Source organism: Brevundimonas sp. NPDC007368 (assembly GCF_042869015.1).
GTDB lineage: Bacteria > Pseudomonadota > Alphaproteobacteria > Caulobacterales > Caulobacteraceae > Brevundimonas.
Genome location: NZ_JBIAFA010000005.1, coordinates 299,302 through 313,458, shown reverse-complemented (window position 1 = coordinate 313,458; position 14,157 = coordinate 299,302). Strand labels below are relative to the sequence as shown.

Annotated in this window: 13 protein-coding genes; 11 read left to right on the top strand and 2 right to left on the bottom strand. The window is 68.4% G+C overall.

What is annotated here, in order from left to right:
• The first annotated feature begins 22 nt into the window (after window positions 1-22).
• From ACFYLW_RS12915 to ACFYLW_RS12895, 5 genes are all read left to right on the top strand, one after another.
• The gene (locus ACFYLW_RS12915) at window positions 23-1,453 is read left to right on the top strand and encodes a sugar porter family MFS transporter (protein ID WP_312063406.1); all 1,431 of its coding nucleotides are present in this window, start codon (window positions 23-25) and stop codon (window positions 1,451-1,453) included.
• 84 nt (window positions 1,454-1,537) lie between these two features.
• Window positions 1,538-2,980, top strand: a complete 1,443-nt coding sequence (locus tag ACFYLW_RS12910; protein WP_312063405.1) for an aldehyde dehydrogenase family protein — start codon at window positions 1,538-1,540, stop codon at window positions 2,978-2,980.
• Window positions 2,981-2,984: 4 nt separating this feature from the next.
• The gene (locus ACFYLW_RS12905; protein WP_312063403.1) at window positions 2,985-3,854 is read left to right on the top strand and encodes an SMP-30/gluconolactonase/LRE family protein; all 870 of its coding nucleotides are present in this window, start codon (window positions 2,985-2,987) and stop codon (window positions 3,852-3,854) included.
• A complete protein-coding gene (locus tag ACFYLW_RS12900; RefSeq protein WP_312063402.1) occupies window positions 3,851-4,708 on the top strand; it encodes an aldose 1-epimerase in 858 nt (285 codons plus the stop codon). Before ACFYLW_RS12905 ends, ACFYLW_RS12900 begins: the two co-directional genes overlap by 4 nt.
• Window position 4,709: 1 nt before the next feature.
• A complete protein-coding gene (locus tag ACFYLW_RS12895) occupies window positions 4,710-5,558 on the top strand; it encodes a rhamnogalacturonan acetylesterase (RefSeq protein ID WP_312063401.1) in 849 nt (282 codons plus the stop codon).
• 19 nt (window positions 5,559-5,577) lie between these two features.
• Here ACFYLW_RS12895 and ACFYLW_RS12890 read toward each other — a convergent pair whose 3' ends face one another.
• Window positions 5,578-7,374: an IlvD/Edd family dehydratase gene (locus ACFYLW_RS12890; RefSeq protein WP_312063400.1), complete on the bottom strand. Its 1,797-nt coding sequence runs from the start codon at window positions 7,372-7,374 to the stop codon at window positions 5,578-5,580.
• A 115-nt stretch (window positions 7,375-7,489) separates the two neighbouring features.
• On the opposite strand from ACFYLW_RS12890, the gene ACFYLW_RS12885 reads away from it, so the two are divergent.
• The 5 genes from ACFYLW_RS12885 (at window position 7,490) to ACFYLW_RS12865 (ending at window position 12,885) form a co-directional block, all read left to right on the top strand.
• Window positions 7,490-8,245: a FadR/GntR family transcriptional regulator gene (locus tag ACFYLW_RS12885; protein WP_312063398.1), complete on the top strand. Its 756-nt coding sequence runs from the start codon at window positions 7,490-7,492 to the stop codon at window positions 8,243-8,245.
• A 108-nt stretch (window positions 8,246-8,353) separates the two neighbouring features.
• Window positions 8,354-10,042 (top strand): alkaline phosphatase family protein, encoded by a 1,689-nt coding sequence (locus ACFYLW_RS12880; RefSeq protein WP_312063396.1) that lies wholly within the window; start codon window positions 8,354-8,356, stop codon window positions 10,040-10,042.
• A 149-nt stretch (window positions 10,043-10,191) separates the two neighbouring features.
• Complete coding sequence (gene pyk / locus ACFYLW_RS12875; protein ID WP_312063394.1) at window positions 10,192-11,646, top strand: pyruvate kinase; 1,455 nt, start codon at window positions 10,192-10,194, stop codon at window positions 11,644-11,646.
• 9 nt (window positions 11,647-11,655) lie between these two features.
• Window positions 11,656-12,696, top strand: a complete 1,041-nt coding sequence (locus tag ACFYLW_RS12870; RefSeq protein ID WP_312063393.1) for a DNA adenine methylase — start codon at window positions 11,656-11,658, stop codon at window positions 12,694-12,696.
• Window positions 12,697-12,732: 36 nt separating this feature from the next.
• Window positions 12,733-12,885: a hypothetical protein gene (locus tag ACFYLW_RS12865; protein WP_312063391.1), complete on the top strand. Its 153-nt coding sequence runs from the start codon at window positions 12,733-12,735 to the stop codon at window positions 12,883-12,885.
• Here the strand turns inward: ACFYLW_RS12865 and ACFYLW_RS12860 are convergent.
• Window positions 12,882-13,532: a ribonuclease HII gene (locus ACFYLW_RS12860; RefSeq protein WP_390183175.1), complete on the bottom strand. Its 651-nt coding sequence runs from the start codon at window positions 13,530-13,532 to the stop codon at window positions 12,882-12,884. The two genes, ACFYLW_RS12865 and ACFYLW_RS12860, sit on opposite strands and share 4 nt — an antisense overlap.
• A gap of 133 nt (window positions 13,533-13,665) precedes the next feature.
• Between ACFYLW_RS12860 and ACFYLW_RS12855 the strand changes: the two genes are divergently transcribed.
• Window positions 13,666-14,151 (top strand): hypothetical protein, encoded by a 486-nt coding sequence (locus ACFYLW_RS12855; RefSeq protein WP_390183174.1) that lies wholly within the window; start codon window positions 13,666-13,668, stop codon window positions 14,149-14,151.
• The last annotated feature ends 6 nt before the right edge of the window (window positions 14,152-14,157 follow it).

Below are 14,157 nucleotides of genomic sequence, written 5' to 3'. Positions count from 1 at the left end.
TCGGACCTGGGGAGGGACGAATATGGCGGGACCGACAGGGGCTTCTGGCCCGGATATCGCGGGGAATGATCGGGTCAACATGGCCTTCATCGCCCTGATCGTGGCGGTGGCCACCATCGGCGGCTTCATGTTCGGCTATGATTCCGGCGTCATCAACGGCACGCAGGACGGGCTGGAGGCGGCCTTCAACCTGTCGGCGCTGGGCACAGGGTTCAACGTCGGCGCCATCCTGCTGGGCTGCGCCTTCGGCGCCTTCGCGGCGGGACGACTGGCGGACGCCGTCGGCCGCCGCACGGTGATGCAGATCGCCGCCGTCATGTTCATCATCTCGGCCGTCTGGGCCGGGGCGGCGGACAGTTCGGCCCACTTCATCCTCGCCCGCTTCATCGGCGGCCTGGGCGTCGGCGCGGCCTCGGTCCTGTCGCCGGCCTATATTTCCGAAGTGACCCCGGCCTCGATCCGGGGGCGGCTGTCGTCGGTGCAGCAGATCATGATCATCACCGGTCTGACGGGCGCCTTCGTCGCCAACTACGCCCTGGCCAAGACGGCGGGCGGATCGACGGCCGAGTTCTGGCTGGGCTATCCGGCCTGGCGCTGGATGTTCTGGCTGCAGGTCGTGCCTGCCGGCATCTACTTCCTGGCCCTGCTGGCCATTCCCGAAAGCCCGCGCTTCCTGGTGGTCAAGAAGAAGGACGTTCAGGCCGAGGCCGTGCTGTCCAAGCTGTTCGGCCAGGGCGCCGGCGCGCGCAAGGTGCAGGAAATCCGCGCCTCGCTGGCGGCGGACCACAAGCCGCGCTTCGCCGACCTGCTGGACCCGGCGACCCGCAAGGTGCGCCCCATCGTCTGGGCCGGTTTGATCCTGGCGGTCTTCCAGCAACTGGTCGGCATCAACATCGTCTTCTACTATGGCGCGGTACTGTGGCAGTCGGTCGGCTTCTCCGAAAACGACGCCCTGCAGATCAACATCCTGTCCGGCGTCCTGTCGATCGCGGCCTGCCTGGGCGCCGTGGCCATGATCGACAAGATCGGCCGCAAGCCCCTGCTGCTGATCGGCTCGGTTGGGATGTTCGTGACCCTGGGCGTTCTGGCCTGGTGTTTCTCGCGCGCAGCCATGGTCGATGGGGCGCTGCATCTGGACGATCAGACGGGCCTGACCGCGCTGATTTCCGCCAACGCCTATGTGGTCTTCTTCAACCTCAGCTGGGGGCCGGTCATGTGGGTCATGCTGGGCGAGATGTTCCCCAACCAGATGCGCGGCTCGGCCCTGGCCGTCGCCGGCTTCGCCCAGTGGATCGCCAACTTCGCCATCGCCGTCAGCTTCCCGTGGATGGCGGCGTCGCTGGGTCTTGTCGTGACTTACGGCTTCTATTCGGTCAGCGCCCTGATCTCCTTCTTCCTGGTCCAGACCTGGGTGAAGGAGACGCGCGGCCGCGAACTGGAAGACATGGGCTGACGCCCGCAAGCTCTGCTACCTGACCTCCCCGAAGGCGGGGCGGCGCTCCCCCGTCGCCCTGCTGCTTTCTGAAAGGACCATCCCATGACGGACACGCTTGAGCTTTCGCACTGGATCGGCGGCGAGAAGGTGGGCGGGGACTTGTCGGGCGAGAGCCTGAACCCGTCCGACACGCGCGAGGTCGTGGCCCGGACGCCCAGGGGCGGGGCGACCGAGGTCGATCAGGCGGTGCAGGCCGCGCGCGCCGCCTTCCCCGGCTGGGCCGACGCCTCGCCCGAGGTCCGCTTCGACGTGCTGGACCGGGCCGGGTCCCTGCTGATGGAGCGCGCCCCGCAGATCGGCCGCCTGCTGTCGCGCGAGGAGGGCAAGACCCTGCCGGAAGGCATCGGCGAGACCATGCGCGCGGCCCGCATCCTGAAGTATTTCGCCGGCGAGGCCCTGCGCGTTCACGGCCAGAACCTGGCCTCGACGCGGCCGGGGGTGGAGATCCAGACCTATCGCCAGGCGGTCGGGGTGTTCGGCCTGATCACGCCGTGGAACTTCCCCATCGCCATTCCGGCCTGGAAGATCGCGCCGGCCATCGCCTTCGGCAACACCGTGGTCATCAAGCCCGCCGGCCCGACCCCGGCCACCGCCGAGGCCCTGATCGCCATCCTGCATGAGGCGGGCCTGCCCAGGGGCGTGGTCAACATGGTCATCGGCGACGGCGACGTGGGCCGCGCCATCGTCGCCCACCCCGGCGTGGACGGCATCAGCTTCACCGGCTCGCAGGGCGTCGGCGCGGGCGTGGCCGAAGGGGCGATGAAGCGTCAGGCCCGCGTGCAGCTGGAGATGGGCGGCAAGAACCCCCTGATCGTGCTGGACGACGCTGACCTGGATCGCGCCGTCGCCATCGCCCTGGACGGCAGCTTCTTCGCCACCGGCCAGCGCTGCACGGCGTCGAGCCGCCTGATCGTGCAGGACGGCATCCACGACCGCTTCGTCGCCCTGCTGGCCGAGAAGGTGGCGGCGCTTCGCGTCGGCGACGCCCTCGATCCCGACAGCCAGATGGGACCGGCGGTGACCGAGGCCCAGCGCGATGTGTCGTACAACTACATCGACATCGCCCGCGACGGCGGCGGCCGGATCGTCACCGGCGGCGAGCGTCTGAAGCTGGACAAGCCCGGCTGGTACGTCCAGCCGACCCTGATCGCCGACACCCTGCCGGACGCGCGCATCAACACCGAGGAGGTCTTCGGCCCCGTCGCCTCGACCATCCGCGTGGCCAGTTACGAAGAAGCCCTGGCGGTCGCCAACGGCGTCGAGTTCGGCCTGTCGGCGGGCATCGTCACCCGGTCGCTGAAACACGCCCGCGACTTCCAGAGGAACGCCAGGGCCGGCATGACCATGGTCAACCTGGCCACTGCCGGCGTCGACTACCACGTCCCCTTCGGCGGCACGAAGAAGTCCTCCTACGGCCCCCGCGAACAGGGCTTCGCCGCCGTCGAGTTCTACACACAGATCAAGACCAGCTACTCGGCGGGCTGACGGCATGACCACGCCGACCCTCGTCTGGGACGTCCAGGCCGAACTGGGCGAGGGGCCGGCATGGGACGCGCCCCGCGCCTGCCTGTGGTTCGTCGACATCAAGGGGCGGCGGCTGCATCGCTATACGCCTGCGCCTGAAGATCCCAGGACCGGGGACAAGGCGTCGTGGGACGCGCCGGATCAGATCGGCTTCGCGCTTCCTGCCGAGGACGGCTCGCTGATCTGCGGCATACGCGGCGGCCTCTATCGTTTCGACGTGGACATGGGCGACTTCTCCCTGTTCCAGCCGGTCGAGGCGGATCGGCCGCAGAACCGGCTTAATGACGGCTATGTCTCGCCCGATGGCGCTCTGTGGTTCGGGTCGATGGACGACAGCGAGCAGGGCCGGAGCGGCGCCCTCTATCGCTGGTTCAGGGGCGAGCTGACCCGCCACGACGACGGCTACGGCGTCACCAACGGGCCCTGTCTCAGCCCCGACGGGCGGACCCTCTATCACCACGATACACTGGAGAAGACGGTCCTGGCCTTCGACCATCAGGACGGCCTGTTGTCGAACCGACGGGTCTTTGCAACGACCGAGGACGGCTATTGCGACGGGCCGAGCATGGACGCTGATGGGGTGCTGCACGTAGGCCTGTTCAACGGCTGGGGCGTGGCGCGGTTTGCCCCGGACGGCCGTCGTCTGGGCGCCATCCGCTTTCCGGTCCAGACGGTGACCAAGGCGGCTTTCGGCGGGGCGGACGGACGCGACCTCTACTGCACTACGGCCTGGCTGGGGAACATCGACAAGCGCGCGGCGCAGCCGACCTTGGGCGGCCTCTATCATCTGCGGGTCGAGACGCCGGGCCTGCCGCAACACCGGATCGCCCTGTGAAGATCGAACGCGGCGACTGGACCCTGAACCTGCGTCCTGATCTTGGGGCCTCGATCACGTCGCTGACGTGGCGCGGACGCGACGTGCTGCGCCCGGCGCCGGACAACCTCGACAGTCCGCTGGCGGCCTCCAGCTTCCCGCTGGCGCCCTACGCCAATCGCATCGACGATGGCGCCTTTGGGTTTGAAGGCAGGGCTGTGCGCCTGCCCGCCACGCCGGGGTTCGCGCCCCACGCCCTGCACGGCGTCGGTTGGCGCGCGCCTTGGAACGTGCTGCGCGTTCACGGCGGGACGGTTGATCTGGTCCTGGCCGCCGAGGCCGGGTCGGAATGGCCCTGGGCCTGGACGGCCTCGCACCGGCTGAGCCTGAGCGAGGACGGGCTGGAGATGAGCCTGACAATCGCCAACGAGGACGCCGCCCCCATGCCCGCTGGTCTCGGCCTGCATCCCTATTTCGCGGTCGAGCCCGCGACGCGCCTGCAGCTGTCGGCGCCCAGGGTCTGGCTGACCGATGCGCGTGAAATCCCGGAGCGGCTGGCGGCGGCGGGCGACCTGATCGACTGGAGCGAGGCTGCCGCCGTGGCCGAGGCCCCCTTCGTCGATCACGCCTTCGCCGACTGGAACGGGTGGGCGGCGCTGCTGCACGATGGCTGGCGGGTCGATCTGACCGCCTCGCCGAACGCCCGCTGGGCCCAGGTCTATGCGCCTCGCGGCGAGGCTTTCGTCTGCGTCGAGCCCGTGACCCATCGCCCCGACGCCCACAACGCCCCGGCGGGCGAGGACAGCGGCCTGACCGTGTTGGCCCCCGGCGGCCTGCTGACCCTGACCGCCCGCATCACCGCCTCGGAGACCTGAGATGATCGCCGCCCTGACCGTCGCCGCCGCCCTGATTCAGACGCCCGCTGCGGCCGAAGCGCCGCCCGTTCAGCCGATCCGCGCGTCCAAGATCATCCTGGTGGGCGATTCCACCACGGCCGTGGTCGGCGGCTGGGGACCGAGCTTCTGCGCCTATCACGTCACCTCGTTCGCGGCCTGCGTGAACCTGGCGCGCGGCGGACGCAGTTCTGGCAGCTATATCGCCGAGGGCTCGTGGGACCTGGCCCTGGCCGAGATGGCGACGCCGGGGTTCGCCTCCACCTATGTCCTGATCCAGTTCGGCCACAACGACCAACCGGGCAAGCCGGGCCGCTCGACCGATCTGGCGACCGAGTTCCCCGCCAATCTGAAACGCTATGTGGCCGAGACGCGGGCGCGCGGCGCGACGCCGATCCTGCTGACGCCCCTGGTCCGCCGCCAGTTCGTCGATGGGCGCTTGCAGAACGATCTGGAGCCCTGGGCCGAGGCGGTGCGGGCCGTGGCGGCTGAGACCAAGACGCCTCTGGTCGATCTCAACCGCGCCAGCGCCGAGACGGTGCAGGCGCTGGGTCCGGCGATGTCGGCGCGATTCGCTCAGGCCGCGCCGTCGCTGGAAGTCGCCGCCGCCCTGCTGACCGGCACGACCATCGCGTCCAGCACCGGGGTCCCCGCCGCGCCGGGCGCGCCCGCAGCCGCTCAGAACAATGCGGCGGTTGAGCCTCTGGGGCAGGCGCGCATCGCGTTCGACTACACCCACGTCGGACGCGAGGGCGCGGACTTCTTCGCCGCCCTGGTGACCCGCGACCTGATCGCGGCGGCCCCGTCGATGCGGCGGCTGCTGATCCCCTGAAGGGGCTCAGCGCCCCGCGTCAGTGGTTGTCGCGGGGCAGGCCCAGGGTGTCGACGATGCGGTGATATTTGACGGCGGGCTCCAGCACGGCGCCCGTCTCCAACTCGCCGATCATGCCGCGCTGGAATTCCTGCCAGGGGGTCTGTGACGCCGGATACTGATAGCCGCCTGCGGCCTCGAAGGCGGTGCGGCGCTCGGCCATCTCGGTCTCGTCGATCAGGACGTCCACGCGGCGGGTCTTGAGGTCGATCCGCATCCGGTCGCCGGTCTTCAGCAGGGCGATATTTCCGCCCGTCGCCGCCTCGGGCGAGGCGTTCAGGATCGAGGGCGAGCCCGATGTGCCGGACTGGCGCCCGTCACCGATGCAGGGCAGGGCGTGGACCCCCTGTTTGATCAAATCGGCGGGCGGCCGCATGTTGACGACCTCGGCCGCGCCGGGGTGGCCGACCGGACCCGCGCCGCGCATCACCAGGATGCTGTCGGGCGTGATGCCTTCCGCCGGATCGTCGATGCGGCGGTGATAATCCTCAGGACCGTCGAAGACGACGACGCTGCCGGTGAAGGCGTCAGGGCTGGCCGGATCGGACAGGTAGCGGTCGCGGAACTCGGCGCTGATGACGCTGGTCTTCATGATGGCGCTGTCGAAGACATTGCCCGACAGGACCAAAAAGCCCGCGTCCTGCACCAGGGCCGTGTCGAAGTCGCGGATGACGTCGGGCAGCACGACGGCGGCCTCCCGGCAGTTGTCGCCGATGGTCCGGCCGTTGACCGTCAGGGCGTCCTCGTGGATCTGGCCGCGCCGCATCAGTTCGGCCACCACGGCGGGCACGCCGCCCGCCTGATGGAAGTCCTCGCCCAGGTATTTTCCCGCAGGCTGCAGGTTCACCAGCAGCGGCGTCTTGTGACCGACCTCTTCCCAGGCCTGCAGCGGCAGGTCGACGCCCGCGTGGCGCGCCAGGGCCGTCAGATGGATGGGGGCGTTGGTCGAGCCGCCGATGGCCGAGTTGACGACGATGGCGTTCTCGAACGCCTCGCGGGTCAGGATATCCGACGGCTTCAGGTCTTCATGGACCATGTCGACGATGCGCTTGCCGGTCAGGTAGGCGACCTGGGGCCGCTCGCGATAGGGGGCCGGGATGGCCGCCGAGCCGGGCAGGGACATGCCCAGGGCCTCGGCCAGCGCGTTCATCGTCGTCGCCGTGCCCATGGTGTTGCAATAGCCGACCGAGGGCGCTGAGGTGGCGACCAGATTGATGAACTCCTCGTAGCCGATCTCGCCCGCCGCCATCATTTCGCGGGCCTTCCAGATGATGGTGCCCGAGCCGACGCGCTCGCCCCTGTGCCAGCCGTTCAGCATGGGGCCGACCGACAGGGCGATGGCGGGAATGTCCACGGTCGCCGCCGCCATCAGACAGGCCGGCGTGGTCTTGTCGCAGCCGATGGTCAGCACGACCCCGTCGATCGGATAGCCGTACAGCAGCTCGACCAGACCCATGTAGGCCAGGTTGCGGTCCAGTCCGGCGGTCGGGCGCTTGCCGGTTTCCTGAATGGGGTGAACCGGGAATTCCAGGGCGATGCCGCCCGCCTCGCGGATACCTTCGCGAACCCGTTTGGCCAGTTCGAGGTGGTGGCGGTTGCAGGGGCTGAGGTCCGATCCCGTCTGGGCGATGCCGATGATGGGCTTGCCCGAGCGCAGCTCCTCCAGCGTCAACCCATAGTTCAGATACCGCTCCAGATAGAGGGCGGTCATGTCGGGGTTCGACGGATTGTCGAACCAGGCCCGGCTGCGCAGCGGCTTGGGCGAGGTCTGGGTCATGGGGCGTGGGGAAGCTGTGCGTCGTCGACGGTGGCGACTTTAATGTGAATATCATAATACTAATGATTGACCAGCGCCTTTGCGCCGAAACGACCAGACCGCTAGAGGATCAGATATGGATATGTCCTCGCCCGCTTCTTCGACCGCTTCGACCCGTGTGAGCGGTCACGTGGTCTCGGCCCACGACCAGATCGTGCGCGCCCTGGCGCAGGAGATCCTCACGGGCGCGCTGGCGCCTGGCGACAAGCTGCCCTTGGAGGCCGACCTGCTGGAGCGGTTCGGCGTGTCGCGCACAGCCCTGCGTGAGGCGCTCAAGAGCCTGTCGGCCAAGGGCTTTTTGAAAGTGAAGACCCGCGTCGGCACGCGGGTCAGCGACAGCGTCCACTGGAACTTCTTCGACAAGGAGGTTCTGACCTGGCGGGTGGCTATCGGCATGGACGCCCGGTTCCGGCAGCATCTGGCCGAGGTGAGACGCAGCCTGGAGCCCACGGCCGCGTCCCTCGCCGCGCGCCACCGCACGGAAGCGGACCTCGCCGCCATGCGTGCAGCCCTCGAATGGATGCGCCGCGAGGACGCCTCCGCCCACGAGTTCGCCCGCGCCGACCTGGCCCTGCATCTGGCCATCGGCGCCGCGTCGCAGAATCCGATGATCCGCTCGGTGGCGGGCGTCATCGAGACGGCCCTGCTGGAAGCCTTCACGCTCAGCCCGCCGACCCAGGCGCCCGCTCTGCATCATGAAACCGTCGAGGCCCACGCCCGGATCGTCGAGCGCATCGCCGCGGGAGACGAGGCCGGCGCCGCCCAGGCCATGTTGGCCGTCATCGACGCCGGCTATCAGAGGGTCGAGGCGGAGCAATCGCCCGGCCGCTAGGAAATGCGGCGGCCGGCCGGCCTGCGCCAAACCAATCCGGGCCGTTGTCTTGGCGCCGTTACGCTGGGGGGGTAGTCACCTGCATCCTCAGCGTTTCCGGTGTTCAAAATGATCTTCAGCCGCGTTCTGGCTCCGACCCTGGCGCTCGCCCTTCTGGCGGGAGCGGCTCTTCCGGCCATGGCTCAGCAGGCGGCTCAGCCCGCAGCGGCGACCGCAGCCGCCGAGCGTGCGGCCCCGGCCCTGGTGGTGACCCTCGTGATCGATCAGTTGAGCGCCAACCTGTTCAACCAGTACCGCAGCCAGTTCACCGGGGGTCTGAAGACCCTGGCCGATCAGGGCATGGTCTCGATCAACGGCTATCAGACCCACGGCGTCACTGTGACCTGCGCCGGACACTCGACCGTCCTGACCGGCGTTCATCCGACGCATAGCGGTATCCCGGCCAACGACTGGATCGACACCACGACGGGCGAGGAGACCTATTGCCTGGCCGCCCCGCAGAACACGCTGGCGCACGGCAAGAACACGGACAACGGTCCGGTCGGCCCGGATCAGCTGAAGGCCTCGACCCTGGGCGACTGGCTGAAGACCGTCAGCCCGACCAGCCGCGTCTTCGGCATCTCGGGCAAGGACCGCGGGGCGATCAACCTTGCGGGCCACAAAGCCGACGGCGCCTTCTGGCTGACGGCTGATTTCGGCTTCACCACCTATGTCGAGCCGGGCCAGTCTGCCGAGGCCAGGCTGGCGCCGGTGGCGGCGATCAATGCGCGGATGATCGATCGCTTCACGCGCCAGATGCCGACCTGGACCTATCGGCACGACGCCTGCCGCCGTCTGGAAGGCCAGTGGGTCATCGGCGGTCAGACCTTCAACTCGACCCTGCCGCCGGCCGACGACTCGATTGACGGTTCGCCCCTGCTGGACGAACTGACGCTGGAGGGCGCCGCCGCACTGCTGGACAATCAGCAACTGGGCCGTCGCGGCGTCACCGACATGCTGGGCGTCAGCCTGTCGGCCACCGATCGCATCGGCCACGGCTATGGCACGCAGGGGCCGGAGATGTGCGAGCAGATGCTGCGCCTCGACGCGGCCCTGGGCGTCTTCCTCGACAAGCTGTCGACCATTCCGGGCGGGGTGATCGTCACCCTGACCGCCGACCATGGCGGCTCCGACTTCCCCGAGCGGTCCTCGGTCGAGGGCTATCCGGCGGCGGGCCGGGTGGATCGCGCCCTGATGCCGCGCGTCAATGACGCGCTGAAGGCCCGGTTCAAGCTGGACGCCAATCCGCTGGTCTCCTCGGCGGGCGGTTTGATCGTGGTCGACAAGGACAGGAAGTCGCTGGCAGAGCCCCTGCGCAGCCAGGTCCTGGCCGCCGCCGTGGAACTGCTGAACGCCGAACCCCAGGTAGCCCTGGCGGTGTCGCGCGACGAACTGCTGGCCGAGCCGCTGCCCGCTTCGGACAATCCCGAGGAATTGAGCCTGCGCCAGCGTCTGCGGCTGTCGGCGGTGGCTGAGCGTTCGCCCGACATCATGCGCTCCTACCAGCCGGGCCTGACCGGGGCGGGACGCGTCGGCGGGGCCATTTCCAGCCATGGCTCGCCCTGGGACTATGACCGCCGCGTGCCCATCATCTTCTGGTGGCCGGGCGCCCATGGTCAGGAGCGCTTCCTGCCGATGCGCACCATCGACATCGCCCCGACCCTGGCCCATCTGATCGGCGTCAAGCCGACCGGCGAGGTGGACGGCCGCTGCATGGACCTGCCGCAGTTCGCCACGGGGCGTTGCGAGGCCAAATAGGCCTCACGGCCGTAACGTCGTGTTTCAGCCTCATAAACTCGTGTTTCCGGCCGGGGGCGTGGTCTTACGCCCTCGGCTTTTCATTGGCACAAGGGATCAAGGCCTCTGAGGGGAGGCCATGGCCGTCAGAGCCGCCTTGAGGAAACACTATGAACAGAGCCCGCCGCGCGCGCATCGTCGCGACCCTTGGACCCGCGAGCCGCGCGCCCGCGACCGTCAAGGCGCTGGCCCAGGCCGGGGTGGACGTCTTCCGCCTGAACTTCAGCCACGGCTCACATGAAGATCACGCGGCGGCCTTGAAGGCCGTGCGCGGCGCTGAGCTGGCGCTAAAACGACCGCTGGGGGTTCTGGCCGACCTGCAGGGGCCCAAGCTGCGGCTGGGCCGCTTCGCCGACGTCGAGATCGCCATCAAGCCGGACCACCGGATGCGGTTCGACCTGAACCCGGCGCTCGGCGACGAGACGCGGGTGCAGATGCCGCACCCCGAAATCTTCAAGGCCCTGCGCACCGGCATGCTGCTGCTGATTGACGACGGGCGCATCCGCCTGCGGGTCGGCGAGCGCACCGACGAATGGGCCGACGTGACGGTTGAGAGCGGCTCCAAGCTGTCGGACCGCAAGGGCGTGGCCGTGCCGGAGGCGGTCATTCCGGTCTCCGCCCTGACGCCCAAGGACCGCGAGGACCTGGCCTTCGCCCTTCGTCTCGGCGTCGACTGGGTGGCCCTCAGCTTCGTGCAGAAGGCCGAGGACATGGCCGAGCTGAAGCGCATCGTGAACGGTCAGGCCGCCTGTCTGGCCAAGATCGAGAAGCCCCAGGCCTTGAACGATCTGGAGAGCATCCTCGACTACTGCGACGGGGTCATGGTCGCGCGCGGCGACCTGGGCGTCGAAATGGACCCCGAAGAAGTGCCGGTGGCCCAGAAGAAGATCCTGCGCGCCGCCCGCCAGCGCGGCGTGCCCGCCATCGTGGCGACGCAGATGCTGGAATCCATGACCAGTTCGCCCGCCCCGACCCGGGCCGAGGCGTCGGACGTGGCCAACGCCGTCTATGAGGGCGCCGACGCCCTCATGCTGTCGGCCGAGACCGCTTCGGGCGACTATCCGCTGGAGTCGGTCGCCATCATGAATCGCATCATGGAGCGGGTGGAGCGCGATCCCCTGTGGCCCGGCCTGATGGACGCCGAGCACGCGGGCATGGACATCCACGACGTTGACGCCCTGGTGGCGGCGGCGAGGAAGGCTGCGGAAGCCGCCTCGACCGCCTGCATGGTGGTGTTCACGACGCTGGGCGGCACGGCGCGGCGCATGTCGCGCGAGCGGCCGCTGCAACCGGTTCTGGCCCTGACGCCCAAGCCTGAGACCGCGCGGCGTCTGGCCCTGGTCTGGGGGCTGGAGCCGCGTCTGGGCGACCAGCCGTCCTCGCTGGAAGGCCTGACCGACGACGCGGTCGAGGCGGCCATGACCTATGGCCTGGCCGAGGCCGGTCAGCGCATCCTGATCCTCGCGGGAACGCCTTTCGGCGCGCCGGGGGCCGCGAATCTGTTGCGTCTGGCCCATGCTCCGGCCCATGTTCCGCAAGGGGCGAAGCGCGCCCGGAAGACCTGACGGGACGGAATGATCAAGTACATCGGCTCAAAGCGCGCGCTTCTGGGCCATGTCACGGGTGCGGTGCGCGCCGCCCTGCCGGACGGCGGGACGGTGTGCGACCTGTTTTCCGGGTCGTCCCGCGTCGGCCACGCCCTGAAGGGGCAGGGGTTCCGCGTCTGGTCCAATGATCACAACGCCTATGCCCACACCCTGGCGACGGCCTATGTCCAGGCTGACCGTGAACGCTGGGCGACGCAGGCGGAAGGCATCCTGACCGAGCTGCGGACAGTGACGCCCGAGGCCGGCTGGTTCACCAAGGCCTTCTGCGAGGACGCCCGCTTCTTCCACCCCGACAACGGCGCTCGCATCGACGCCATGCGGACACGTATCGAGGCCATGGGGCTGGAGCCGGAGCTGAAGGCCGTGGTTCTGGTCGCCCTGATGGAGGCGGCGGACCGGGTGGATTCCACCGCCGGTCTGCAGATGGCCTATATGAAGCGCTGGGCGCCGCGCGCGTTGAAACCGCTGGAACTGCGGCTGCCGGATCTGCTGCCGGGCGTGGCCGCCGGGCCGTGCAAGGCGACCCAGGGCGACGCGGTCGAGATCGCCGATCAGGTCGAGGCGGACCTCGTCTATCTGGACCCGCCCTATAACCAGCACTCCTATCTGGCCAACTACCACTGCTGGGAGAGCCTGGTGCTGTGGGACAAGCCCGAGACCTATGGCGTGGCCAACAAGCGGGTCGACGTGAAGACCCGCAAGAGCCCGTTCAACAGCCGCCCCGGCATCGGCCCGGCCCTGCAATCCGTGGTCGAACGGCTGAAAACGCCCAACCTGATCGTCAGCTTTAACGACGAGGGTTATCTGAGCCGCGATGACCTGGTCGCCATGCTGTCGGCGCGCGGCCATGTCCAGGTGGTCGAGATCCCGCGCCCCCGCTACGTCGGCGCCCGCATCGGCATCCATAACCTGAAGGGCGAGAAGGTCGGGGCCGTCGGACGGTTGCGCAACGTCGAGCATCTGTTCGTCGTGACGCAAAAGCCACTGAGCCTGCCGGTCGCCGCCTGACGGGAACCAAGCCGCGAGGTTCCGGTTACAGGCAGCATGAGTGCCTCGACCGACCGTTCGTCCTCTTTCACGTCTTCCGAGCCCCGCCGTCGGTCGTCCAGCGGATTGCCCAACTGGCTGTTCTTCGTTCTGGTCGCGGCGGTGGTCGTGATCCTGGGCCTGCTGGTCGCGGGCGCGACGGTCGGCTAGGCTGCGTCCAGCAAGGCCTTGATCGGCGCCCAGCTGCGGCGATGTGCCGGGCAGGGGCCGAGGGTGTTGAGGGCCTGCTGGTGGATGGGGGCGTTATAGCCCTTGTGGCTGGCGAAGCCGTAGCCCGGATAGGTGACATCCATTTCGATCATCAGCCGGTCGCGCGCCGTCTTGGCCAGGATCGACGCCGCCGCGATGGACAGCGAGCGGCTGTCGCCCTTGACCACGGGGGTCACGGCGCAGGGCAGCTTGAAGCGGTAGTTGCCGTCCACAAGGGCGTGAACCGGTGGATGAGCCAGGGCCTCGACCGCGCGGCGCATGGCCAGGCCGGTGGCGTGCAGGATGTTCAACTCGTCGATCTCCTCGACCGAGGCGAAGCCGACGCCCCAGGCCAGGGCGCGGGTCTTGATCTCGGGCTCCAGCAAGGCGCGGCGCTTCTCCGTCAACGCCTTGGAGTCGTCGATGCCCGGCGGCAGGTCGTCCGGGTTCAGGATCACCGCCGCCGCCGAAACCGGCCCGGCCCAGGGCCCGCGCCCCGCCTCGTCCACGCCGCAGACGTGACCGTTCCATGCGGCGCGCGCCTCCAGCTCAAGCATGAGGGTAGGGAAAGGACGGTCGATCTTGGGGGCGGCTTTGGGCGGCTTCATCGCGTGTCAGTGCCACGAACGGGCGCGGGGCGGAAGCGGTCGTGCTGAATGTCCATGATGGGTGGAAAGCGGACAGTCGCCTAGGGATGGTTTGCGCGCGTGAACACCTCTGCCATAGTTGACTATGAATCGCTTGCGCGCGCTCGTGGAAGAGCTGTCTAGCTCCGGACTTGATCAGGTCGCTTGGTACGGCGTCCCGCTTCCCGGTGGGGAGATCGAGGATCTACTCGATAAGCTCCCATCGAAGCCCCATCCTGCCGAAGTTCAAACACTGAGCCCTCCCGAAACCGCCGCTTGGCTGAGTTTGCTGGCAACGCAATCACTGAACCATGGCACCGCCCGTGGCATTTCCCGCGATGAAGCGGGCTTGCTGTGTAGGACGATCGAGGTAGCTCTGAACGATCTCTCCCCCAGTGCAGAGTTTTTGGCGATTGGGGCATGGGAGATTTCGCGAAGGCTGAAGCACTGGGAACGGTTACGAGCGGATGGTCCTTGGATGGATCGTCGATACAGCCTCCACTTCTCTGGACCTTACATTGAGGGGCGCGGGGTGCTCGGGGCAATCATGGGCTTTGACGAGAAGGCAGCATTCTTGTTCGCGGTCATCGAAGACGACTAGTGGTCA